This is a genomic window from Paenarthrobacter aromaticivorans (assembly GCF_019038615.1).
GTDB lineage: Bacteria > Actinomycetota > Actinomycetes > Actinomycetales > Micrococcaceae > Arthrobacter > Arthrobacter aromaticivorans.
Window position 1 is genome coordinate 32,787 of record NZ_JAHOPC010000010.1, and the last position, 23,100, is coordinate 55,886.

Sequence of the window (23,100 nt, forward strand, 5' to 3'; positions counted from 1 at the left end):
CCTTTTCCATGAGTCAACGCGCAGGCTGGTGCCCGTGCGACGACGAGCGTAGCCTCAGAAATACTGACGACGAGGCATCCGATCCACGGTGACCGAGGGAATCCGTGAATGTCCACTCTGATGTCGATCCTCAAAGGAGCCGCAATGGCTGGGTGGAATGCTGACACGGCGGCCGGAGCATTGGGCGCGGCCGTCACACTGGTGGAAGGATCCAACTTCTGCATCTCGCTACCCAATGGGGACATAGTTCCCGGCCTTCCGCATGGGGTTTTCTACGAAGACACACGCATCCTGTCTTGTTGGAAGCTCTCGGTGAACGGACAGCCCGTGGAGGCACTTGCCTCGGACGTCAAACAGCCTCACCGGGTTCTCATTGTGGGTCGAGTACCACGCCGGGACGGGAGGGCAGACAGCCCGCTGGTCGTGGAACGACTACGGGAAGTGGACACTGGCATCACCGAGCAGATCACCGTCCGGAATTATTCTGGGCTGCCCGCGGACTGTGTCATCGCGCTGGAGGTTGAGTCGGATTTTGCGGACCTCTTCGAAGTCAAGGAGGCGCGCGTGCAGCGCACCTGGCAGGAAACCCGGCAAGTGGAGGCCCACTCGCTGATCATCCGGGCAACATGGCAGGACATTACCAAGGGCGTCAATATCGACGGCGGCCCCGCCGCACTGGTGACGCCCGACGCCGTGACGTACAGGACGACCGTTCCACCCCACGGTCACTGGAACGCGCAGCTTAGGGTGGCGCCCTGGGGCGTGGAAGACACCCAGCCCCGTGCACACTCCGGCAAGGACGCCCTTTCGCCAAGCGACCGCCGGCGGCAGGAGTGGGTGGCCAAAATCCCCTTGGTACACATGGGCAATCGGTCCATCGAACGAACGCTGCGGCGCAGCTACGAAGATTTGGGGGCATTGCGGATCGAGGACCCAAAGCATCCCGAGCGCGTGGTAGTTGCTGCAGGGGCGCCGTGGTTCATGGCACTCTTCGGGCGGGACTCTCTCTGGGCCTCGACAATGGCGCTTCCGGTTGATCCCTCCTTGGCACTGGGTACTTTGCAAACGCTAGCGGACCTGCAAGGCAGTGTCGTAGATCCCCTGAGCGAGGAAGAACCCGGAAAGATCCTCCACGAGGTACGCCTGGACGTATCCAGTGGCCTTGCCCTTGGCGGAAAGTCGGCATACTACGGGAGCGTCGATGCTACGCCGCTATTCCTGATGGTATTGGGCGAAGTCAGTCGATGGGGTTTCGCTAAAGAGACCATCGCTGCCCTGCAGCCCCACGCGGACCGCGCCATGGACTGGATCTGGAATTACGGCGACAGGGATGGAGACGGCTTTATCGAATACGCCCGCCTCAACGATAGGGGCCTCATCAACCAAGGATGGAAAGACTCATGGGACGGTATCAACTTCGCCGACGGAACCCTGGCCGAAGCCCCAATAGCGCTGAGCGAAGTGCAGGGCTATGTTTACAGCGCATGTTTAGCGTCGGCTTGGATGGCGCATGAGGCAGGCGCCGAGGCTAAAGCGGTCCAACTCCGTGACCGTGCTGTACGCCTGAAGCAGCAGTTCAATGAACGGTTTTGGCTGCCGGACAAAGGCTATTTCGCAATCGCCCTGGATCGCTACAAGCGTCCGGTCGATGCCTGCGCCTCCAACATGGGACACTGTCTGGCCACCGGCATTATCGACGACGACAAGGCACCCAGCGTAGTAGAGCACCTGATGTCCGATCGAATGTTCAGCGGCTGGGGAGTGCGTACCTTGGCTGACGACATGGACGCCTATAACCCCGTCAGCTACCACAACGGATCTGTCTGGCCGCATGACAACGCCATTATCCAGGTAGGCCTTATGCGGTATGGCTTCGTGGAGGAAGCACAGCGTATCTCGACGGCATTGCTGGAGGCCGCAGAGTTCTCCGATGGCCGGCTGCCTGAATTGTTCTGTGGCTTCAGTCGGGAGGCGTTCTCAGCTCCCGTGCCCTACCCCACTGCCTGCTCGCCACAGGCGTGGGCCGCCACTGCACCCATCATGCTGGTGTCCACTCTCATGCGCTACGATCCCGATGTATCCCAGGGCGGCATCTGGATGGACCCTGTCCTTCCAGAAAGTTACGGCGATTTGCACATCGCCAACGCGCCGATCGGTGAGGGCAGGATCAATATCAACATTTCCGGCTCCACGGTTTCCGTAGACGGGCTGCCGGAGGGAATGGTCTTCCACCGCGGATACCTGCCATGGGTAGGCGATCTCATGGAAGGCGGCCCGGACCGGGGCTTATAGGCGACTTCGAATCAGTCGATCTTCTGCCGGTCAAGCCGCGCATAGATGTCGGGCCGCTTTGTCCGCAGGAAGAAGGCGTAGACGATGCCGCCGATGAACAGTGCGAAAGTGAAGCTCATGAAAATGGCCGTCATAACCGTTGAACCCCCAATGAGCTCCGGGTAGTTGGCGATTGCCAGGTAGGTGATGGCACCAAGGAATAGCACGCTGATGATGGGTGCGATGACCGTCTTCCAGATTGATTCCGGAGCGAAGCCACGGCGGCGGATGAAGTACACCAGGACGGCGAAGCTGGTGATGAACATCAGGAACAGAACAGCGAAGGTGCCGCTGCCACTGGCTATGGGATACAAGGCTTCCGGTGCAACACCTAAAACCGTGAAGAGCACGGTGGCCACAGCCCAAATGAGGCCCACGGCCAACGCCGAGACGTACGGCGACTTGTGCTTCGGATGGACCCTGCCCAGCAACCTGGGCAGCGCGTGGTCTGAAGCGAGGGCGAAGCTGTACCTGACTGCGATGTTCTGGATGGACAGCATGCACGCGAGCACCAATGTGATGAGCAGGATGACGGCGATATCGGCAAAGATCCTGCCCACAAGGCCGACGAGCGCGTCATTGAAGAGATTCACCGTGTTGTTCTCCGCCTCGGCCTGGATCTTGTCCGGCCCAAAGAACGCAATGAAGGCCCACGCTGCCACCGCATAGAAAATACCGATGCCCACGACTGCAAGGTAGGTGGCCCGTGAGATGGTCTTGTCCGGGTTCTTGACCTCATCCCGGTAAATGACTGTTGCTTCGAATCCGAAGAAGTTACCGACGGCGAAAAGCAGTGCCAGGCCCAGGGTTGCGTCAGTGATGGAGCGCAGGGCGAATCCGGCGCTCTGGACTGCCTCGAGTCCGTTGGCCGAGAACGAAACGACATCGAACACGACGATGATTGCCACTTCAAGCATCATGACGATAGTGAGGAGCTTGGCCGACAAGTCGATGCGGTTGTACGCCAGCACGGTGGTTACGGCCGTAATGGCCAGCGCATACCAGCACCACGGGATGTCCGGCCCGCCGAGGGTATTAACCACAAACCCCTGAAGCGTCACCCCGAAGAATGATGGCGCGAAAAAGCCGATAAAGATATAGCCAAACAGCGCGAGGAAGGCGCCACCAAGACCTACCGGCTTGCCCAGGCCCGCCGTGACAAAGGAGTAGAAACCGCCAGGACCTTGGACACTGCGGCTCATCTTGACGAATCCCACGGAGAAGATCAGCAGCATGAGCGTTACCAGCAGATAGATGGCAGGCGCTGTCTGCCCGCTGAACATCAGCAGGACCGGAAGGGTCCCGGCCACCGTGGCCAAGGGTGACGAGAAGGCCAGCACGTTCATGACGAGTTCTCCGACTCCCATGTTGCCGCTCAGCCGGTTTTGACTTGTCTGACGCGCCGCCTATGGTGCGTCAAGGGTGGTGTTATTCATGTAATCCTCATCACCGAATATTGAGTTCTTAATCACACTATCGACGGGGCGCAGACAGGTGGTGTGCTATGTTGGAACAGCGCCGGCTACGCGTCGGCGCGGGTTCCGGCGCCGACTTCAAGCAAGGAACGGGACAGGGCCACCCCGTGGTCCACCACGCTTTCAAGCTGCGCCTGGCTGCCATCCCATGCAGACCAACGCGCGGCACCGTCCAGCAGCGTAAAAATAGCCTGGATGGTTTGCCGCGTGACGGCGAGTCCCATTTCTTCGGCCGCAGCGGCGTACATCTCTTGGTGCAGGCTCTGCCAAAAGGCCAGCTCTTCACGCAGTCCTTGACCAAGGAACCCCGCCACCCTGTCCGAGGCAACCAGTAGGTTCCAGAGGTCCGCCTCGGGCTGGCTTAATTGCTGGGTGACGTGGAAACGGACAAGGGCTGCCCAGTAGTCACCCGCGCACGGGGTTTCCTGCACCGCTTTGAGAAGGTCGCGGGCGAATCCGTGGGTGAACCAGAGGAGCGATTCGGCCACGATCTGCTCCCTGCCCTGCGGAAAAGTCGAATAGAGGCTTGGCGCCTTCAGCCCAAGTTCGCGGCCCAGCGTACGCATGCTCACTGAGTTGTAACCGTTGGTGGCGGCCAACCGGAGGAAAGCTACGAGGATCCGCTTTCTGGCGGGCGTCTGTGCCGACCAGTCGCGTTTGGACAGGAATTCCCGTACAGCAGCGTTCGCCTGCTCACGCGGAGATGGACTCATTTCATCCTCAAGAAGGGTCGTAACGGAACGAGTCTAACTAACAGTCGTTAGGTTGAAAAGACCTCAGCCACACAGAGTCGCCTCTCCCGATAAGACAGTCAGCAAAAGACTCCTTGACCCGGCCCACCACGAGATCGTCCGTGTACCCATCGCAGCTGGTGAGAGTGACGCCAAGCGCGGAGAGTGTGAGGGAACCGTGGGGCACGGCTTTGATCCGCCGCCCGGCGTAGGCCATTTGGTGCCAGTCCCTCCCCCAGGGAACCTCGATCAGGGCAGAGGCCGCAGGCGCTGCGAAGGACCTGACGGTGTGTTTGGTCCGGCAAAGCCTCCTGATCAACGTTCGCGCCGGCATATCGAGCAGCAGGCAGGCTGTCGCCAGGTCCGGACCTGCAGCACCGCCAAATGCCACGGGCAACACGTAGCTGGATGGGGAGTCCTCCCACGTCCCGTGCGCGGTTTGGGACGAAGCCCCCATGCCCGCCAATCCAAGACTGGCCAACTCTGCCTCCTGCCGTGAAAGGAAGCGGGCCGTAGCGCTTGGACCAGTGCCAGGAACAAACGCTACGGACCGCGGCTTGGGGGCTAGGCGCCCGGTGTTGGCCACGGCGAGGCATCGCGGATGTCGCGGCCATCTGCCATGTCCTGGAGGAGTCGGTGAACGAGTTTCCCCGAGCGCTTCAGCTGAAGGTCGGTCCGTTCGCCAAGATTGGTTTCGTTGAAGTGTGCCGATGCCCGCAACCATTCGACGTGCCGTCCTTGTGCGAGCTTCCTGTTCATCATCGAGATCAACTCTCAAAAGTAATAGGGCTATTGGGTCCCTTCAAGCATCCGTCCCGGGCAACCGCTGTAACCGTGTCAGTTTGAGACACGGGTTAACCCTCTATACTGATTCCCACGGCGAAGATGAAGACGCCACTCGCAGCGACCAGAAAAACGGCGGCCCCCAAGGGAACCGCATGGACCCCGCGGAAGCTCGCCGTTGCCCTCACTTGACGGGACGGTCCGGAAATATGCCAGCCCGCCAAGCGCAATCCGGCCGCGACCAGGATGAGGAAAATCCCGAGGTACGCCACCTAGTTCTCCGTCCATCGGGCACTGTGCGGATCCAAGGCAATGGCCAGGTGCTTACTGGAGCGTTCCGGATCGATCTGCGAGACCTGCATGGCGCAACTGAACCCGTCGGTGAGGACGAGACCCGCACCACTATCGAGCGCCGGGACAATGGAGTGTTCCGCCACCTTCATGGACGTGTCGAAGTGCTCGGCCTCAAAACCAAAGTTTCCGGCTACTCCACAGCACGACGACGATTCGACGAGGTTCGGCACTCCCCACGCCTCCAGGACGCGTTTCTGGGCACCCGAACCGAAGACTGCATGCTCGTGGCAATGGGTTTGCAGGACAGCGGTGTTGGGCGGAACGGCGGACGGCTTCCAGCCACGCTTGATAGCCTCATCGACAGCCACGGAGAACGAGCGGACCCGGGCAGCCACGCGCGCGGCTGCCGCACCGCCCACCATCTTGGGACCTTCGTCCCGGATAGCCACAGCACAGCTCGGTTCCAGCACCACGATATCGCGGTCCGAGCCGTCGTCGAGCCGGCTGATCAACTTGGCCAGCCGCCGTCGTGCTCCATCGCGCTGTCCCGTGGAGATCCATGTCAGCCCGCAACAGGCGTCGGGCGTGCAGCCCACGGAGACGCCCGAATCGCGGAGCACGCGGGCCGCGGCCGGGACTACTTCGGGCCGGAAGGCGCGCGTGAAGCTGTCGATGAACAGCAGGACATCGGCATTGTCCGCGAACTGCGCCTCCCTCACCCGCCGCTCTATGCGGCCAGACCGTGCAAAGGCCGGGAGTCGGCGTCGGGCGCTGACGCCCAGCTTCTCGCCCACCCAACGGAATGGACCGAAACTGGTCCCCACGTTGGCTAAGGGGGCTATGCGAGTCAAAAGCGGCAGCCACCGCGGCAACCAACCAATGGAGTAGTGCGTGAAGGGCCGGATTTTGCCGCGGTAGTGCTCATCCACCAGCTGTGACTTGGCCTCTGCGATGTCCACGCCCGTAGGGCAATCGGCCGAGCAGGCTTTGCAGGACAGGCAAAGATCCAAGGCTTCCCGGACCTCCGGACTCGACCAGCCGTCGTGGCTGGTGCCCTTGGTGCGGGTGAGTTCCTGCAGGACCCTTGCCCGGCCACGCGTGGAGTCCTTCTCGTCCTTGGTGGCACGGTAGCTGGGACACATGAAGCCGCCCGCGGTTGCCCGGCAGCGCCCAACCCCGATGCACGCGTGGGTATTGCCGACGAACGGGCTCACCACCGGAAGCAGACTGCGGCCAGCTGAAGAAGGCACGACGTCGGCACCCGGCATAGCGGCGGGCTCACCGTGCGCAGGACCTGGCTGGGGCGCGCCGTCAAGAGCCAGCGAAGCAGCGAAGGGCTCGGGGTCCACGATGATTCCAGGGTTGAGGACTCCGGCAGGATCCCAGAGGTTTTTGAACGCTCTAAAGATGTCCAGCATCGAGGGCGAATACATCACGTCCAGCAGTTCGCTGCGGGCCCGGCCGTCGCCATGTTCCCCCGAAAGCGAGCCGTCGTGGGCCACCACGAGTGCCGCTGCTTCGCGGGTGAAGTTCTCGAAAGCCTCCCGGCCTGGGTCGCTTCGGAGGTCGTAGTCCAGGCGCATGTGCACGCAACCCGCGCCGAAATGCCCGTACATAAAGGCCGTATAGCCATACTTCTCCACGAGAGGGAGCAGTTCCGAGAGGTAGTCGGCTAAACGCTCGGGAGCGACGGCGGAATCCTCCCATCCGGGCCAGGTCTGGACTCCGTCGATCCTGCGCGAGGAAAGACCCGCGCCGTCTTCCCGGACCCGCCAGAGTTTGGCGCGCTCCCGGGGCTCCGTAACAAGTGTGTGGTCCACAACCCGGCCGTCGGCTCTGAGTTTCGCCAGCAGCTGTCCGCAATCGGAGGCCGCCTGTTCCATAGTGTCCCCGGGGAACTCAACCATCACGAAGGCCTTGCCCTGCGGGAGGGAGTCGACGCTGGCGGCACCCCGTCGGTGGCGCATGATGTCCACGATCGACGCATCCAGCCCCTCGATGGCACTCGGCTTGGCAGCGAGAATGGTCATAACATCACGGGCCGAGTCGATGGTATTTGCATAGCCAAGGCAGAGGAGGGCCGTGGTCCGGGGCTTCGGGACCAGTCCCACTTTTGCCCGCACCACCAGGGCGCACGTGCCTTCGCTGCCTGCCAGGGCTCCGGCGATATCCAGGCCGTTTTCGGGTAGGAGGTGTCCCAGGTGGTAGCCGGAAACCTGTCGGGGAATGTTTCCCAGTTCTACCCGCAGCGGGGCGAGGTTGGCTTGGGCAAGTTCCTTCAAGCCCGCCAGCAGTTCGCTGGCCCGGGCGACGGAGTGCTGCTCACCTGCGTCAGCGGCCCGCAGGAAGTCCCGTCCTGCATGCAGGTGGGCACCATCGGCCGTGACGAGTTCCAGTTCCTGCACATGCTGCGTCATTCGTCCGTAGGCCACCGAGTGGTTGCCGCACGCGTCGTTGCCAATGGAGCCGCCGATTGTGGCCCGCGTCATGGACGAAGGGTCCGGAGCAAAAGTCAGCTCATCGCCGGTGGCCTTCTCGACGTAGGAGCGCAGCTCTCCAAGGATCACGCCGGCGTCCACCCAGACCGAGGCATTGCCGCCGTCGACCTCTCCTACGGTGGTCAGGCCTCGCGAGAGGTCGATCACCAACGATTGACCGATCGCGTTGCCTGCCATGGACGTTCCGCCGCCCCGCGGGGTGATGGGAACGCCGGAAGCCGAACATTCGCGCACCACTTTCCTGAGGTCGTCGACGGTGGCCGGAAAGACGACGGCGGCAGGTCGGACACGGTAGTTGGACGCATCGTAGGAGTACTCGGAGAGCCGTCGCGGAGAGTTATCCACCTCGATGCCTTGCCCGCGCAACGCGGCCAGCAGCTGCTCAACTTTCGTGTCTCCGTCGTCACCATGGGGCATGTTCGCCTTCTCCAATTCGTAGTGGTCCGCTGGAAGTTTAGGCAGGTGGTTACCCTGCCGGAGTGTGCCAAAACAGAACGGGCACAGTGGAGGGATCCACTGTGCCCGTTACTGAGTCCGTGTCCGGAGGAGAGTTACTTCAGGAACTCGGACAGGTTGTCCTTGGTGATGAGCGTGAACGGCAGCGTGTAGCGGTTGTCCACGTTTGCGCCGTTCAGGAAGTCGGTCACTACCTCAACGGCTTTGACGCCTTGACCCGCGGAGTCCTGGCGGACCGTTGCGGACATGGTGCCCGCCTTGATGTCCTGGAACGCGGGATCGGTACCGTCGACGCCAACCACTGCCTTGAACTCCGCGGTGCGTCCCGCATCGGCAATGGCGGAAGCCGCACCGATGGCCATTTCGTCGTTGTTGGCCACAACCGCGTCAATCTGGCCGGACGGGAAGCGCTGAAGGGTGTCCTCCATGTTGCGCTTGGCGTCATCCCGGCTGCCCTTGGCCTGGAATTCGGCCACGATCTTGAAGTTCTTATTGATGGTCTTGTCGAAGCCGGACTTGCGGCGGTCGGTCCACGATGCACCGTAGATGCCTGCGGCAAATACGAGGTTGCCGCCGTTGGGCATCAATTTGTTGAGGTATTCGGCCTGCATCTGGCCGGCCACGGTGTCGTCCACGCCGATGTAGCTCTTGTAGCCGACGTCCGATCCGTCGGCGAACTCGGTGGACAGGATGAACAGCGGGATGTTGGCCGCAATGACCCTCTTTGCCGCGTTCTGGCTGGCATCGCCGTCCAGAGGCTGCATGATGACGGCGTCCACCTGACGGGTGAGGAGGTCCTCAACCTGGTTCAGTTCGCTGCCAACATCTTTCTTGGAGTCGGTGATGTTGAGCTTGACGCCCTTTTCCTCCGCCGTCTTCTTCATGGCGTCGGTCATGTGGGCCAGGTCCGGGTCTTGCAGGTCAAGGACCACAACGCCGATGTTGTAGGTCTTGGCTGCTCCGCCGCTGCTGGTTGCATTGCTGCTTCCTGCGCAGCCGGTGAGGGTGAGTGCTCCTGCAGCCATCATGGCGACCGCCGTGGCGATTTTACGTCGCATACCCATGGTTGTTCCTTTCGGTGGTTTTGTCTGTGCGTTGGGAGATTTGTTTGTGATGCTGTTGGTCTTATTGGTTAGTCGGACTTCCAGCGGTTCAGGAGAACGGCGAGGACCAGGATGATTCCCTGGACGCCTTGCTGGAAGTAGGAGGAAACGCCCATCAGGTTCATGCCGTTCATCACCACGCCCAGCAGGAGCACGCCGATGACGGTCCCGCGGATGGTGCCGACGCCGCCAAAGAGGCTCGTTCCGCCAATCACGACGGCGGCAATCACCTGAAGTTCGTAGCCGGTACCGGCCACTGGGGCCGCGCCGTCGAGCCTGGCTGTGAGGACGAGACCGCCCAGGGCGGCGGTGACGCCACCGATGAGGTAGACGGTGAAGAGGACGCGGCTGGTGGAGATGCCGACCTTCTTGGCTGATTCCTCGTTGCCCCCTACGGCGTAGACGTGGGAACCGAACTTGGTGCGGCTCAGCACGAATTCGCAGATGATGGCTGCCACCAGAAAGATGATCACGGGAACCGGGATGGGGCCAAAGAAACCGGATCCCAGCCACTCGGCCGGTCCGCTGAGGCCCGAGACAACCTGCCCGTCAGTGATCACCAGTGCCGCCGTACGGGCTATGGCCATGGTGGCCAACGTGGCCAGGAAGGGAAGGATGGCTCCCCAAACCACCATTGCCGCGCTGAGGAAGCCAACCAGGAGGCCGACGCCCAAGCCGACGATCAGCGGAAGCCAGAAGGCGCCTCCACTGGCAGGGGCAAGCAGGGCGAACGTCATGCCGGCCAGACCAACAACGGAGCCCACAGACAGGTCGATGCCTGCCGTGATCATGATGAAGGTCATTCCCAGCGCGATCAGTCCAATGATGGATGATTGCCTGACGACGTTCACGATGTTGTTCAGGGTGAGGAAGTTCGGTGCCGCCGCGGCGAGGAAGACGAGGATCACCACGAACAGGATGATGATTCCGTAATCGCCAATGAATCGCTTGACCTTGGTGGCGGTCAGGCCTTCCTTGAGGTCGGCTGGCCCCAGCTTGGTCTTGATGTTGTCCATGGTGATGCTCATGAGTCGCTCCCGGTGGTAGTACCGCGCGCGGCCAGTGCATCCACGGTTTCCATTGCTGATGTGCTTCCGATTTTGCGGCGCTCCTCCGGGATGCCACTGCCGGTGTCGACGTAGTCGTCCAAGGTGCCGTGCGAAATCAGGTGGGCCACTTGGGCTTCGGAGACATCTCCCACGCGGAAACGTCCCACTACCTGCCCCTGGCGCATGACGGCGAAGCGGTCCGCGACGGCGAAGGCTTCGTCGAGGCGGTGGGTGATGATGATGACCGCGATGCCCAGGTCCTTGAGCCGCTGGGTTACCTCGATGAGCTTGTCCACCTTGGCCACCGACAGGTTTGCGGTGGGCTCGTCCATGATGATCAAGCGGGCATCGAAGGCCAATGCCCGGCCGATCGCCACGGCCTGCCGCTGGCCGCCCGAGAGTCGCTTGACCTTCAGCCGCGGGTTGATGGGGATGTCCAGGCGTTCCAGCACGCGCTTGGTTTCCGCTTCCATCTTCTTCCTGTCGATGATCCTCAGCAGGGGACCCAGGATGTTCTTCTGGGGCTCGCGGCCCAGGAAGATATTGGTCCGGACATCGAGATTGTCGGCCAGGGCGAAGTCCTGGTAGACCATCTCGACACCCTGGTCCCGGGATGCAGATGGCGTGGGAAACTCGGTCCGCTTCCCGTCCAACTCAATCGAGCCGCGGTCAGGCTGGTAAACGCCCGTTAGCACTTTCATGAGCGTTGACTTGCCGGCGGCGTTGTCTCCAAGAAGTGCGAAGGTTTCGCCGGGCATGACATCGATGCTGACTCCGCGCAAAGCGGACACCGCCCCGAATGTCTTGTGTATGTCCTTGAGGGCGACAAGTGGAGCTGTCGCCGGTGGTGCGTCGGTCATCTCATCCTCGTTTGATAGGGCCATGCAAATGAACCGGTGAAACACCTTTGACAGTTGGCCCATCAAACTACGTTGTTTGACTTTGCAGACTTGGGGTATTTCCAAGGAAGCCCCGCAGCTGCGTGACCTTTGCCACACTGTTTCACTTACTTGAACTTTGGCGGATCGGAGAATGCGGCAGATGTGCCAATTTGAAACACCGCGTTGCCTTGAATTGTTGCCGCGGGAAACAATTCACTTTCCTTAAAGGGCAAAGCCCGGTTTGGGCACGGATTGTTGCGAAAGAATCCGTGCCCAAACCGGGCAGTTCAGGGGTCAGGCCGCGAGGTCTACGGCTATCGCGGCACCGGTCCGGGCGGACTTCGCCGCAGCATCAGCGAGGATCAGAGCCGCACGGCCGTCCTCGAAGCCAGGACTCCGCGAGGGAAGCCCGCGGACAGCGCGCAGGAACTCTGCCACCTCAAGCCGGTACGCCTCCGCATAGCGCTCCAGAAAGAAGCTCTGGTACGGCCCCATCCCCTCCACCGTCCTGGCACCCCAGTGCCGGACCAGGCTGTCGTTCTTGTTGGCCACCTGAAGCAAGCCCGCGGATCCGAAGGCCTCGATGCGCTGGTCATAGCCATACACGGAATGCCGCGAGTTGAGGATGGTCACGAGTTCATCCTTGGACCCCCGAAGCGTGACCACAATCGAATCGAAGTCATCGGCCTCGCGGATCGCGTCGCTGAAGACGTTCGCGCCCCTGGCCGATACCTCCACGATGTCCGGGATGAAGTAGCGGGCCGTGTCCAAGTCGTGGATAGTCATGTCCCGGAAGATCCCACCGGACTGCGGCAGGTACGCTGCGGGAGGCTCCCCCGGGTCCCGACTGGTGATGACCAACTGTTCCAAGGCACCGATCTCGCCGGCCCCCACACGCCGCCTGAGTTCCACGAAGTGCCTGTCGAAGCGCTTGTTGAAGCCCAAAGCAATCGGGACATCCGCAGCAGCCGCCTTGGCCCGGAGCGCATCGACCCGCCCAATCTCCAGGTCGATGGGCTTCTCGCACAGCACTGGGATGCCAGCGTCGATCGACTGTCCGATCAGGTCCACATGGGTGGCCGTTGGCGAAGCCACAATTACGGCATCGACTTCCCCGGAAGCAAACACTTCCCCGGGATCGTCACTCACGCGGCCTCCGAACTCGGCGGCTGTTCGCTTGGCACCCTCAATGAAGGGATCGCACACCCAGGCCAACGTTGCTTCTTCCAGTGTCGCCAAGCTCATGGCATGCACTTGACCGATCCTGCCGGTCCCGAACAGGCCAACCCTTATCTGTTGCGTCATTGCAGTTCTCCAGATGTTGAAATGTCTATTGCTCGATTTTTTGCCGGCCCAAGCGTGCATAAACTTCCGGACGCTTTGAACGCAGGACGTATGCGTAGACAATTCCGCCAATGAACAGGGCGAAAGTGAAGGTCATGAAAATAGCCGTCATAAGGGCGGAACCGCCGATCAGTTCCGGATAATTCGCAATAGCCAAGTAGGTGATCAAGCCGAGGAAGATCACGCTGACGATCGGTGCCACGATCGTCTTCCACACCGATTCCGGGGCGAAACTGCGGCGGCGTACAAAGTAGACCAGCACAGCAAAGCTCGTGATGAACATCAACAGCAGGACCGAGAAAGTACCGCTTCCGCTCGCGATCGGATAGAGGGCCTCGGGAGCAACGCCCAGCAAGGTGAACACCACGGTGGCCACCGCCCAGAGGAGCCCCACTCCCATTGCTGAAACATAGGGGGACTTGTGGCGAGGGTGCACCCGGCCCAGGGCCTTCGGAAGCGCCCCATCAGCGGCAAGCGAGAAGCTGTACCGCGCAGCGATGTTCTGGATGGACAGCATGGAAGCCAGGATGGACGTGATGAGCAGGACAACCCCGACGTCCGCGAAGATCTTGCCAACCAACACGGTTGCGCCGTCGTTGAACAGGTTTACCGTGTTGGCTTTGGCCTCTTCCTGGACGTTGTCAGCACCAAGGAACGCTGTATAGGCCCAGGCAGCCACCGCGTAGAATAAGCCGATGCCGACCACTGCCAGGTAGGTTGCCCGGGGAATCGTCCGGTCCGGATTCTTAACCTCGTCGCGGTAGATGACCGTTGCTTCGAAACCGAAGAAGTTGCCAACTGCAAACAGCAGCGCAAGGCCCAATCCGGCGTCGGTTATCCAAGGCATGGAGAAGCCGACGCCTTGGGACACATCACCTGAGGCAAACGCCGCAACATCGAAGATGATGACCACGGTGGACTCGAGCAGCATGACCACCGTCAGCACCTTCGCGGAAAGGTCGATCCGGTTGTAGGCCAGGAGTGTTGTGATGGCAATGATGCCCAGTCCGTACCAGTACCACGGGATATCCGGGCCACCGAGGGTATTGACCACGAAGCTCTGCAGCGTCAGGGCGAACAGTGACGGCGCAAAGAAGCCGATGAAGATGTATCCCACGAGCGCCAGGAGGGCACCACCCAAGCCCGCAGGCTTGCCGAGACCGGCCGTGACGAAGGAGTAGAAGCCGCCGGGAGCTTCGACACTCCTGCTCATCTTGACGAATCCCACCGAGAAGATCAGGAGCATCAGCGTCACTAGGAGGTAGATCCCCGGAGCGGTGTGGCCGCTGAAGAGGAGCATCACGGGCAGGGTGCCCGCGACTGTGGTCAGCGGGGAGGAAAAGGCGAGCACGTTCATCACGAGCTCGCCCACCCCCATATTTCCGCTGAGCTTGTTTTCCTGGGTCTGGGTAGGCGTTATCGGCTTGCCTTTTATTGAGCTAGACATGTAATCCTCGTCACGAAATTTAGAGTGCTGAATCACACTACCGACGCGGATTGTGGGAGTACTGTACCAGCTTGAGACAGCCCTTTTGGAGCAGTTCCGCCGAGCTTTTTCAGGTCCACGACGTCGCCCAGCGGCTGTCCTGTCTTCCACTGCTGCAGGTTCTTTGCAAAGCAGTCCACCACACGTCCGCGCCACCCGATCAGGTCACCGGAGGCATGGGGCGAAACCAGGATGTTGCTGCGGCTCCACAGCGGATTTTCGGCCGCCAAAGGTTCGTTCTCGAAAACGTCCAAGGCTGCCGCACCCAAGTGACCTGCGTCGATCGCATCGAGGAGGTCCTGCTCCACCACCACGGCCCCGCGGCCTACGTTGACCAAGCGGGCACCGGCACGCATCTTGTCGAAGCGGGTGGCGTTGAACAGGCCGCGGGTCTCCTCCGTGAGGGGGACAGTCAGCACCACGTCCTGGGCCTCTCCAAGGAGCGTATCCAGCTCGTCGAAGGAGGCGATGGCGCCCAACTCCTTATCCTCGCGGGCAGTCCGGCCCACCACTGAGACGTCCATGCCCGCTGCGCGCAGCAGCAGCACGGTTTCGCGCCCCACGGGGCCCGGGCCGACCACCAGCACCTTGCGGCCCAGCAACGGCTCGGTCTCACGGTGCTGCCATGTCCGCGCCTGCTGCAGCTCGATCGTTCGGCGGAGGTCCTTAGTAAACATCAGCAGCACGCCCAGGACCCACTCAGCGATGGGACGCTCGCATACCCCACGGGAGTTGCTGACCACGATGTCGCTGTTGATGATCTCCTCGGTCATGAGGCTGTCGACGCCGATGCTGGAAGTGTGGATCCAGCGGAGGCCGCCGGGGCCCACTTCGCGCAGGAGCTTGGTCCGGAAATCGTTGAGGAACAGGATCTCCGTTCCCGGGAGCGCCGCCCGGAACTCGTCTGCCGTCCGGACCACCACCACCTCCGCTTCGGCATCCAGACGTTCCACGGGAGGTACCGGGCGGCCCTCCTGGACTATTGCAATTACCTTGGGTCGTGACACATTTTCTCCTTTCAAGGGGCGCTCCCGCAGGAGCGCCCCTAAAACACGTGCTTGGTATCGGCGGCGGCCTACCAGCCGCCCTGCCAACCGCTCATCAGTCCGTACGGCAGACGCTGCGGCTCTTCATCCGGCAGGCCCTTGAGGAAGTCGAAGTCGCAGCCCTCATGTGCCTGGTTGACGTGGTCGATGAACAAGCGTCCGTAGCCGCGTCGGTATTTCGGCTCGGGGAGCTTGAGGTCGGCCAGTCGGGCCTCGATCTCTTCGGCAGGGACGTCCAGGTCGAGCCGCTGATTTTCGACGTCGAGCACTATCGGATCGCCGTCGCGGACAATGGCCAGCGGGCCGCCCACCGCAGCCTCCGGCGAAACATGCAGGACTGTGGTACCGAAGGCCGTGCCACTCATTCGCGCATCGGAGATCCGGACAATGTCCCGGATGCCCCGGCGCAGCAGCCTTTCCGGAATGGGAAGCATGCCCCACTCGGGCATACCGGGGGCTCCTACGGGCCCGCTGTTGCGCAAGACCAGTACGGAGTCTTCCGTGATATCCAGATCTGGATCATCAATCCTGCGGCCGAGGTCGTAAATGTCCTCGAACACCACCGCCGAACCCTTGTGCTGCAGCAGGTCCTTGGACGCTGCGCTTCTCTTGATCACGGCACCATTGGGTGCCAAGGATCCACGGACGACGGCGATGCCACCTGATGCGTCGAAGGGTGCTTCGAGCGTGCTGACTACAACGCCGTCCGGCTCCGGGGCGTTGATGTAGCCATGTTCAAGGGACTCACCCGTGACGGTGATGGCGTCCTTGTTCAGGAGTGGTGCTAGCTCCTTAAGTACCGTGGAGATGCCACCTACCTGGAACAGCTGCTGCACCAAGTACTCACCCGATGGGCGGACATTGACGATGCGAGGCGTGCGCTGCGAGATTTCGTGGAACCGGTCCAACGGCAGCTCGTAACCGACGCGCCTCGCCAGCGCCAGGAGATGCACGACGGCATTGGTGGAACCACCTACAGCCATCAAGAGCGTGATGGCGTTGTCAAAGGCCTCTTTGGTCAGTATTTCGCTGGGTTTTGGCCCCTGCGTCAGGGCCATTTCCACTGCTCTGCGTCCTGTGGCTTCGGCTGCTTGGGCGCGGCGCGCGTCCACTGCAGGGATTGAGGCAGTACCCGGCAGGCACATTCCGAGGGCTTCGACGAGGGATGTCATGGTGGAGGCGGTGCCCATCTCGCTGCAGTGTCCGGCAGAAGGTTTCGCGGCGGATTCAAGCTCGTCGAAGTCCGCCTCGGTGATCTTTCCTGCACGCAACTCATCTGCGTACTTCCAGGTGTCAGTGCCAACGCCGAGCTGTTTCCCCCGGAAATGGGCGGGTTCCTGGGGTCCGCCCGTAAGCATGATGGTGGGAACATCCGCACTGGCGGCACCCATAAGCTGCGCCGGGACGGTTTTGTCACAGCCGCCCAGAAGCACGATTGCATCCAGCGGGTAGGCGCGGATGGACTCTTCAACGTCCATGGCCATCAGGTTCCGGAACTGCATGGCAGAGGGCTTCATCAGGCTCTCGCCCAAGGAGATCGTAGGGAATTCCAGCGGCAGCCCGCCGGCCATGAGAACTCCGCGCTTCACGGCGTCGGCCAGAAGTTTGAAGTGGATGTTGCAGTTGACCAGTTCGGACCAGGAGTTTGCGATGCCGATAACTGGCTTGTCTTTGAGGGCGAAGCGTGAGAAGCCTTCAGCCTGGATGGCAGTGCGGTGTACGAATCCCGTGAGGTCGTGTGGGCCGAACCATCGTGCGCTGCGGAGGTCGTTGTAATTCGACTCGGACATATCTTTAAGGCTCCTTGGCTCGTTGTCTTTTTGAGGTCTTGGGTGTTGCAGCTACGCGGCGGAAGTGCCGCCGTCGAACGCCATGCTGGTGCCGGTGGCGAAGGTGCCGTCAACCGCCAGGAAGTAGATAGCCGCTGCCACTTCCTCCGGGTCCGCGAGCCGGCTAAGCGGCACGGTGCTTTCCTTCTGGTGCAGGGCCAGGACCGGGTCCGGTTCGGCTTCCAGCCCCGAGCGCAGCATTGGCGTATCAATCGGGCCAGGGCAGACGGCGTTGACGCGGACGTCCGGCGCCAACTCCAGGGCAAGCGCCCTGGTGAGGCCAACAACGCCGGCCTTCGCTGCGCAATAGTGGGCCAACCCCGGAACGCCCATGGCCGCGAGGTCCGAGGCAACGTTGACGATTGCCCCTCCCCCGGCTCTGCGCATATGCAGGCCCGCTTCACGGGCAACGTAGAACGTGCCGGAGAGGTTGGTATCCAGCACCTCGCGCCAGCGGTGCTCGTCCAGGTCCTCCAGGGGCGCATAACCGGCAACCCCGGCAGCGTTGACCGCCACGTCGAGGCCACCGAGGGAATGGATCGCTCCCCGGACGCCGTTCCGGACTGATTCGGCGTCGGCGACGTCGGCAACCACCTGGTGCGCAACGCCGTCGATCTCATCCGCGACCCGTTGCAGCTCTCCGGCGCGGCGCCCCATGAGGGCCATCCGCGCACCCCGCGCTGCGAAGAGTTTTGCGGTCGCTTCTCCGACGCCGGACGTTGCGCCCGTGACGAGCACCCGCAGGGTTTCCGTCCGAATTCGTTTGTTGCGGTCCATCATCGTCGACGGGCTCCTCTTTGTTGGCGTTGCTGGCCTAGTACGTTCTACTCAAACAGCCGTAGGCCTTCGGGGGATGTCTCAGATTGAGACACAACGCACACACCCTGCCTTCATAGGCTGATGCGCAGATGCCGCCTCTCTGTGCGGCACAGCACCGCCGGAGAGCGGCAACAATTAAGGAGTCCACTTTGGAAGACCAGAACCGCATTGGCGTTGGCCTCATCTCGGTGGGTTGGATGGGGCGCCTGCATTCCCGCGCCTACCTCGCCACCAAGCAGTTCTTCCCTGAACTGCCGCGCCACCCCGAGCTTGTGATCGCAGCAGACCCCGATGACGCCGGCCGTCACCACGCCGAGGACGCGCTCGGCTACAAGGAAACGGCTACCGACTACCGCAAGGTGCTCGAGAACCCGGACGTGGACGTCGTCTCGATCTGTTCCCCGAACTTCCTGCACCACGAAATTGCGTTGGCTACCATCGAGGCCGGCAAGCATTTCTGGATCGAGAAGCCCATGGGTCGCAGTGCCCAGGAATCCCGCGAAATTGCCCAGGGCGCAGAAGCGGCTGGGCTGATCACCTCGGTGGGCTTCAATTACCGGCATGCGCCTGCGGTGGCGGAAGCCCGGCGGCTTATCCGCTCCGGCGCGCTGGGCAAGGTGACCAACGTGCAGATCCGCCTGCTCACCGGTTACGCCTCGGACCCCACGCAGGTGTTCACGTGGCGTTACGAGCAGGCTCGGGCCGGTTCGGGAGTCCTGGGCGATGTCCTGAGCCACGGCTTCGACCTGGCGCAGTTCCTGGTTGGCCGGATTACCTCGCTGAATGCCGTCACGGAAACCTTCATCAAGGACCGCCCGCTGCCCGCCGGCAACTCCTCCAACTCCTTCGACATGGGCAAGGCCTCGGACGTGACCCGCGAAGTGGAGAACGAGGACTATACCGCCATGCTGGCCCGTTTTGAAGGCGGCGCGATCGGCATGTTCGAATCCACCCGTGTAGCCATTGGCCCGCACGCCGAATACATCATCGAGGTGTATGGCACGGAGGGCTCGCTGCGCTGGAACTTCGAACGGATGAACCAGTTGGAACTCGCCACGGACCGCAGTGGATACCGGACCATCATGACCCCGCCGTCCTACGGCGAATTCGGGCGCTTCCAGCCGGGTCCCGGTCCGGGCATTGGCTTCAACGACCTCAAGACCATCGAGGCCGCGCTCTTCCTGCGGTCCGTGGCCGAAGGCAAGCAGCTCGGCCCCTCGGTGGCTGACGGGTGGTCGGCATCCGAACTGGTGGATGCCTCGCTGAAGAGCGCCGGTTCCGGTGACTGGGTGGAGATTCCGGAAGTCTCCGGAAACACGACCTACGGAGCCTAAGCCCCTGGGACACAGAAGGAGGCCGGATCACCCATGATCCGGCCTCCTTCTGTTGTGCTGAAATCTACTTGGCGAAGCGGAACAGCTTCTTGTTGGCGAACTCCAACATGCCCACCTTGCCAAGTTCGCGGCCGTAACCGGACTTCTTGACGCCACCGAACGGGACGTCCGCACCGCTGAGGTCGTAGGCACCCACGAAGACCATACCGACGTCGAGCTGGTTGCCGACGCGCTCGGCGCGGTCGACGTCGTCGCAAATCACCACGGATCCAAGGCCATATGGTGAGGAGTTCGCGAGCTTAATCGCTTCCTCGTCGCTGCTGACCTTGTAGAGCTGCGCAACAGGACCGAACAGTTCCTCGCTGTAGACGTCCATGGACGGGGTGATGCTGGTGATCACCGTCGGGGTGAACACGTTGCCCTTTGGCTCATTGTTGCCCACCAGGATTTCGGCGCCCTGGTCCAGCGCACCCTGCACCTGGGAAGCCAGGAACTTAGTGGCTGAATCGGAGGACATCGGGCCAAAATCGCCGTTCTCGTAGGACTGGCCGGCGATGGCCGCCTTGAACTTCTCCGAGAACTCGTCGAAGTACTTGTCCAGCACCACGATCCTCTTGGAACCGTTGCACGACTGGCCCGTGTTGCCCATGCGGCCCATCACGGCCTTCTTCACCGCGAGGTCCACGTCGTTGGTATCAAGCACCAGGAACACGTCGGCTCCACCAAGCTCCAGCACGCACTTCTTCAGCGCACGCCCGGCCTGCTCAGCCACGATCGCTCCCACCTGCTCGGAGCCGGTCAGCGAGACACCCTGCACACGGTCATCGGCAATGATGTCCGAGATCTGCTGATGGGTGGCGAACAGGTTGACGTAGGCACCCTCCGGGAAGCCCGCATCGCGGAAGAGTTCCTCCAGGGCGAGCGCCGATTCCGGGCACTGGCTGGCGTGGCGGACGATCACCGTGTTGCCCAGGATGATGTTGGGGATCGCGAACCGTGCCACCTGGTAGTACGGGTAGTTCCACGGCATGATTCCCAGGATCACGCCGAGGCCCTGGTAGCGGAAGAAGCTCCGGAGCCCGTCGGCTACCTCGAGTTGCTCATCGGCAAGCCATTCTTCGGCGTGCTCAGCGAAAGCAGCTGCGATGGAGCCAGAGAACTCAGCTTCGCCTATGGCCTGCTGCAGCGGCTTGCCCATCTCACGGTTGATGATGGCGGCCAGTTTGTCCTTGCGCTCAACGAAAAGGTCCGCGAGGCGCTTGGCCAAGGCCGCGCGTTCGGCCACCGTGGTGGTGCGGGACCACTCCTGGTAGGTTTTCTGGGCTGCGCCGAGCCCGGCCTCGACTTCTGCGTCGGTGGCGGCCGGGTACTCGGCGTGGATGGTTCCGGTAGCCGGATCAGTAACGGCAAATGCGCTCATGATGAATGCTCCTTTGTTACGAAAATCAGAAAGAACGGGTAAGCCCGTAAGACGACGGGCGGGACCGCTGCATAGCGGTCCCGCCCAGTGCGCTTAGCGCGTTTCAGGTGCGGTGGTGGCAGCGTAGAAGCGCTGACGCTCACGGCCCTTGAGGTGCTTGGCGATACCCTCCTGGGTGGCGGGTCGCTCCGAAGTCATCGGAGCTCCAACGTCCCAGAAGGCGCCATTGCCGGAAAGGTAGCGCCACGGCTCAACGCGGGCCACGATCACGGCAGGACCTTCAGTTTCCTTCGCTTCGGTGAGGGCGGCTGAGAACTCTTCGATCGTCGTCGTGGACCATGCAGCACAGCCCATGCTGGCCGCGTTGGCGGCGATGTCGAAGTCGAGGATCGCTCCGTCCAGTCGGCCGGACTCTTTGCTGCGTTCTCGGTATTGGGTGCCGAATTCGCGGCCCGGACCACCCTTGGCAACCTGGAGGGGCCAGATGCACTGGTGTCCGCGGTTGTCGATCACGATCGTGATGATCTTCTTGCGTTCCTGGACAGCAGTGACCAGTTCGGTGGGCTGCATGAAGTAGGTGCCGTCACCGATCAGGACATATACCTCGCCCGGCGCTTCGGGACGGGCCAAACGGTAGCCGAGGCCAGCCGGGATCTCATGGCCCATGCAGGAGTTGGCGTATTCAAAGTGAATTTCGGTGCCGTTGGAGGGATCCCACGCCTTGTGGATGCCTTCAACCACGCCGCCGGAGCCCAAAATCAGGGCGTCGTCACTGGTGGTGCGCTTGTTGAGTACGTCGATCACCTGGGCCTGGCTCATCAGTTCGCCGGCGAAATCCTGGAGGTCGTGCTTGCGCACCTCCAGCGTGGCCTTGCGGGCATCCGCGATGTCGCTGCGGAACTCGTCCGACGTCGAGTATCCGACGGCGGCAAGGCGCTCGCGCAGGGCGGACAGGTTCAGCTTGGCGTCGCCGATCACGGGGAACGAGCCCATCTTGTGGGCGTCGAACGAACCCACGTTGAGGTTCACGAACTTCACGTCCGGGTTCTGGAAGAGCGAGTGGGAAGCGGTGATGAAGTCCTGCAGGCGTGAACCCACGGTCACCACCACATCGGCGCCATCTGCGATCTCATTGGCACCCACGGTTCCGGTCACACCCAGCGCACCAAGGTTGAGGTCGGTGATGGGTCCGCTGCCCTTGCCTGCGTAGGTCTCTGACACCGGGATGCCGAACTCCGCGCTGAAGCGTGCCAGTTCGTCCTGTGCCTTGGAGTAGCGGACGCCGCCACCGGAGATCAGCAGGGGACGCTTGGCGTTGCGGATAATTTCGGTGGCGTCGCGGAGCTCGTCCTCAACCGCCGGGCGACGGCGGATGTGCCAGACGCGCGGGGTGAAGAAGGACTCCGGGAAGTCGAATTCGGCGCCTTGGATGTCCTGCGGAAGGCAAACCACCACGGCACCGGTTTCCACCGGGTCGGTGAGGACGCGCATGGCCTCCGGGAGCGTGGACAGCAACTGGGCGGGGTGGGTGATTCGGTCGAAGTAGCGGCTGACGGGACGGAAGCAGTCGTTGGCGGAGACATCGCGCTCAACGGGGTGCTCGATCTGCTGCAACACGGGGTCGCCGAACCGGTTGTTGATGATGTCCGCGGGGAACAGCAACACGGGGAGGCGGTTGGTGGTGGCCGTGGCGGCACCGGAGACCATATTGGTGGATCCCGGACCTGCTGATGCGGTGCAGGCCAGCGTGGCGGCACGGTTGGAAGCCTTCGCGAAACCAATGGCCGCGTGGACCATGGATTGCTCGTTCTTACCCTGGTAGTGCGGGAAGTCCACGCCGTATTCGTCGATGCCTTGAGCCAGGCCAACGGAGTTGCCATGCCCGAAGATGCCGTACATGCCGGCGATCAGACGCCGTTTTTCACCATCGAGTTCGCTGTACTGGACCTGCAAATACTCAACGATCGCTTGTGCGACAGTGCGGCGGCGGACGGCCTTTTTATCGGCTGCGATATTGACCTCGGTGCCGATATCAGCAGCGGCTGTGCTAGTCATGCGTTCTCCTAAATTCGTAGGTGCGTCGGCATTTGCAAACCGATTCGCCCGAACATCAGGTTTTCACCATTGGGAAGCAAAGTTGTGTCCCAGTTTGGGACGCGACCCATGTGCCGGACACGCAAACAACAGCAGCCGACGGCGGCACGCAAGTACCGCCGTCGGC

General features: G+C 62.0%; 18 protein-coding genes. 2 read left to right on the forward strand and 16 right to left on the reverse strand.

The features are described 5' to 3' along the window. Positions 1-144: 144 nt before the first annotated feature. Positions 145-2,292: an amylo-alpha-1,6-glucosidase gene (locus KSW38_RS15770; protein WP_216925870.1), complete on the forward strand. Its 2,148-nt coding sequence runs from the start codon at positions 145-147 to the stop codon at positions 2,290-2,292. A gap of 11 nt (positions 2,293-2,303) precedes the next feature. On the opposite strand, the gene KSW38_RS15775 is transcribed toward KSW38_RS15770, so the two are convergent. The 14 genes from KSW38_RS15775 to KSW38_RS15840 form a co-directional block, all read right to left on the reverse strand. Further along, positions 2,304-3,698 (reverse strand): APC family permease, encoded by a 1,395-nt coding sequence (locus KSW38_RS15775; protein WP_254186593.1) that lies wholly within the window; start codon positions 3,696-3,698, stop codon positions 2,304-2,306. 155 nt (positions 3,699-3,853) lie between these two features. Further along, complete coding sequence (locus KSW38_RS15780; RefSeq protein WP_216925871.1) at positions 3,854-4,519, reverse strand: TetR/AcrR family transcriptional regulator; 666 nt, start codon at positions 4,517-4,519, stop codon at positions 3,854-3,856. A 37-nt stretch (positions 4,520-4,556) separates the two neighbouring features. Beyond that, positions 4,557-5,018, reverse strand: a complete 462-nt coding sequence (locus KSW38_RS15785) for a carboxyltransferase domain-containing protein (RefSeq protein ID WP_216925872.1) — start codon at positions 5,016-5,018, stop codon at positions 4,557-4,559. Positions 5,019-5,101: 83 nt separating this feature from the next. After that, positions 5,102-5,299: a hypothetical protein gene (locus tag KSW38_RS15790; RefSeq protein WP_216925873.1), complete on the reverse strand. Its 198-nt coding sequence runs from the start codon at positions 5,297-5,299 to the stop codon at positions 5,102-5,104. A gap of 92 nt (positions 5,300-5,391) precedes the next feature. Continuing rightward, positions 5,392-5,592: a hypothetical protein gene (locus KSW38_RS15795; protein ID WP_216925874.1), complete on the reverse strand. Its 201-nt coding sequence runs from the start codon at positions 5,590-5,592 to the stop codon at positions 5,392-5,394. Beyond that, a complete protein-coding gene (locus tag KSW38_RS15800) occupies positions 5,593-8,529 on the reverse strand; it encodes an FAD-binding and (Fe-S)-binding domain-containing protein (RefSeq protein ID WP_216925875.1) in 2,937 nt (978 codons plus the stop codon). A gap of 134 nt (positions 8,530-8,663) precedes the next feature. Further along, positions 8,664-9,632, reverse strand: a complete 969-nt coding sequence (locus KSW38_RS15805) for a sugar ABC transporter substrate-binding protein (RefSeq protein WP_216925876.1) — start codon at positions 9,630-9,632, stop codon at positions 8,664-8,666. A 68-nt stretch (positions 9,633-9,700) separates the two neighbouring features. After that, positions 9,701-10,699, reverse strand: coding sequence for an ABC transporter permease (locus tag KSW38_RS15810; RefSeq protein WP_254186594.1), 999 nt, complete (start codon positions 10,697-10,699; stop codon positions 9,701-9,703). Continuing rightward, positions 10,696-11,580, reverse strand: a complete 885-nt coding sequence (locus tag KSW38_RS15815) for an ATP-binding cassette domain-containing protein (protein WP_216925877.1) — start codon at positions 11,578-11,580, stop codon at positions 10,696-10,698. The genes KSW38_RS15810 and KSW38_RS15815 overlap by 4 nt, the downstream gene beginning before the upstream one ends. Before the next feature lie 315 nt (positions 11,581-11,895). Further along, on the reverse strand, positions 11,896-12,906 hold the full coding sequence (locus KSW38_RS15820) for a Gfo/Idh/MocA family oxidoreductase (RefSeq protein WP_216925878.1): 1,011 nt from the start codon (positions 12,904-12,906) through the stop codon (positions 11,896-11,898). Between the two features lie 25 nt (positions 12,907-12,931). Beyond that, complete coding sequence (locus tag KSW38_RS15825; protein WP_216925879.1) at positions 12,932-14,392, reverse strand: APC family permease; 1,461 nt, start codon at positions 14,390-14,392, stop codon at positions 12,932-12,934. A 32-nt stretch (positions 14,393-14,424) separates the two neighbouring features. After that, entirely contained in the window at positions 14,425-15,438 is a 1,014-nt protein-coding gene (locus KSW38_RS15830; RefSeq protein ID WP_216925880.1) for a D-2-hydroxyacid dehydrogenase, read from the reverse strand. Positions 15,439-15,506: 68 nt separating this feature from the next. After that, on the reverse strand, positions 15,507-17,267 hold the full coding sequence (locus KSW38_RS15835; protein ID WP_216925881.1) for an IlvD/Edd family dehydratase: 1,761 nt from the start codon (positions 17,265-17,267) through the stop codon (positions 15,507-15,509). 51 nt (positions 17,268-17,318) lie between these two features. Continuing rightward, complete coding sequence (locus KSW38_RS15840) at positions 17,319-18,086, reverse strand: SDR family NAD(P)-dependent oxidoreductase (RefSeq protein WP_216925882.1); 768 nt, start codon at positions 18,084-18,086, stop codon at positions 17,319-17,321. Positions 18,087-18,274: 188 nt separating this feature from the next. Here KSW38_RS15840 and KSW38_RS15845 point away from each other — a divergent pair, with 188 nt between their 5' ends. Next, entirely contained in the window at positions 18,275-19,459 is a 1,185-nt protein-coding gene (locus tag KSW38_RS15845; protein WP_216925883.1) for a Gfo/Idh/MocA family protein, read from the forward strand. A gap of 64 nt (positions 19,460-19,523) precedes the next feature. On the opposite strand, the gene KSW38_RS15850 is transcribed toward KSW38_RS15845, so the two are convergent. Both KSW38_RS15850 and iolD read right to left on the reverse strand, forming a co-directional pair. Next, positions 19,524-20,879 carry an aldehyde dehydrogenase family protein gene (locus KSW38_RS15850; protein WP_216925884.1) on the reverse strand — a complete coding sequence of 452 codons (1,356 nt, stop codon included), beginning with the start codon at positions 20,877-20,879 and terminating at the stop codon, positions 19,524-19,526. Between the two features lie 93 nt (positions 20,880-20,972). Then, the gene (iolD, locus tag KSW38_RS15855) at positions 20,973-22,934 is read right to left on the reverse strand and encodes a 3D-(3,5/4)-trihydroxycyclohexane-1,2-dione acylhydrolase (decyclizing) (protein ID WP_216925885.1); all 1,962 of its coding nucleotides are present in this window, start codon (positions 22,932-22,934) and stop codon (positions 20,973-20,975) included. Positions 22,935-23,100 lie beyond the last annotated feature (166 nt).

Excerpts from the sequence above, each read along its gene's own strand:
- KSW38_RS15775 (WP_254186593.1), bottom strand. The coding sequence starts at position 3,698 with ATGGGAGTCGGAGAACTCGTCATGAACGTGCTGGCCTTCTCGTCACCC.
- KSW38_RS15810 (WP_254186594.1), bottom strand. The coding sequence starts at position 10,699 with ATGAGCATCACCATGGACAACATCAAGACCAAGCTGGGGCCAGCCGAC.
- KSW38_RS15840 (WP_216925882.1), bottom strand. The coding sequence starts at position 18,086 with ATGATGGACCGCAACAAACGAATTCGGACGGAAACCCTGCGGGTGCTC.
- KSW38_RS15820 (WP_216925878.1), bottom strand. The coding sequence starts at position 12,906 with ATGACGCAACAGATAAGGGTTGGCCTGTTCGGGACCGGCAGGATCGGT.
- KSW38_RS15835 (WP_216925881.1), bottom strand. The coding sequence starts at position 17,267 with ATGTCCGAGTCGAATTACAACGACCTCCGCAGCGCACGATGGTTCGGC.
- KSW38_RS15800 (WP_216925875.1), bottom strand. The coding sequence starts at position 8,529 with ATGCCCCATGGTGACGACGGAGACACGAAAGTTGAGCAGCTGCTGGCC.
- iolD (WP_216925885.1), bottom strand. The coding sequence starts at position 22,934 with ATGACTAGCACAGCCGCTGCTGATATCGGCACCGAGGTCAATATCGCA.
- KSW38_RS15805 (WP_216925876.1), bottom strand. The coding sequence starts at position 9,632 with ATGGGTATGCGACGTAAAATCGCCACGGCGGTCGCCATGATGGCTGCA.
- KSW38_RS15780 (WP_216925871.1), bottom strand. The coding sequence starts at position 4,519 with ATGAGTCCATCTCCGCGTGAGCAGGCGAACGCTGCTGTACGGGAATTC.
- KSW38_RS15790 (WP_216925873.1), bottom strand. The coding sequence starts at position 5,299 with ATGATGAACAGGAAGCTCGCACAAGGACGGCACGTCGAATGGTTGCGG.
- KSW38_RS15825 (WP_216925879.1), bottom strand. The coding sequence starts at position 14,392 with ATGTCTAGCTCAATAAAAGGCAAGCCGATAACGCCTACCCAGACCCAG.
- KSW38_RS15850 (WP_216925884.1), bottom strand. The coding sequence starts at position 20,879 with ATGAGCGCATTTGCCGTTACTGATCCGGCTACCGGAACCATCCACGCC.
- KSW38_RS15815 (WP_216925877.1), bottom strand. The coding sequence starts at position 11,580 with ATGACCGACGCACCACCGGCGACAGCTCCACTTGTCGCCCTCAAGGAC.
- KSW38_RS15770 (WP_216925870.1), top strand. The coding sequence starts at position 145 with ATGGCTGGGTGGAATGCTGACACGGCGGCCGGAGCATTGGGCGCGGCC.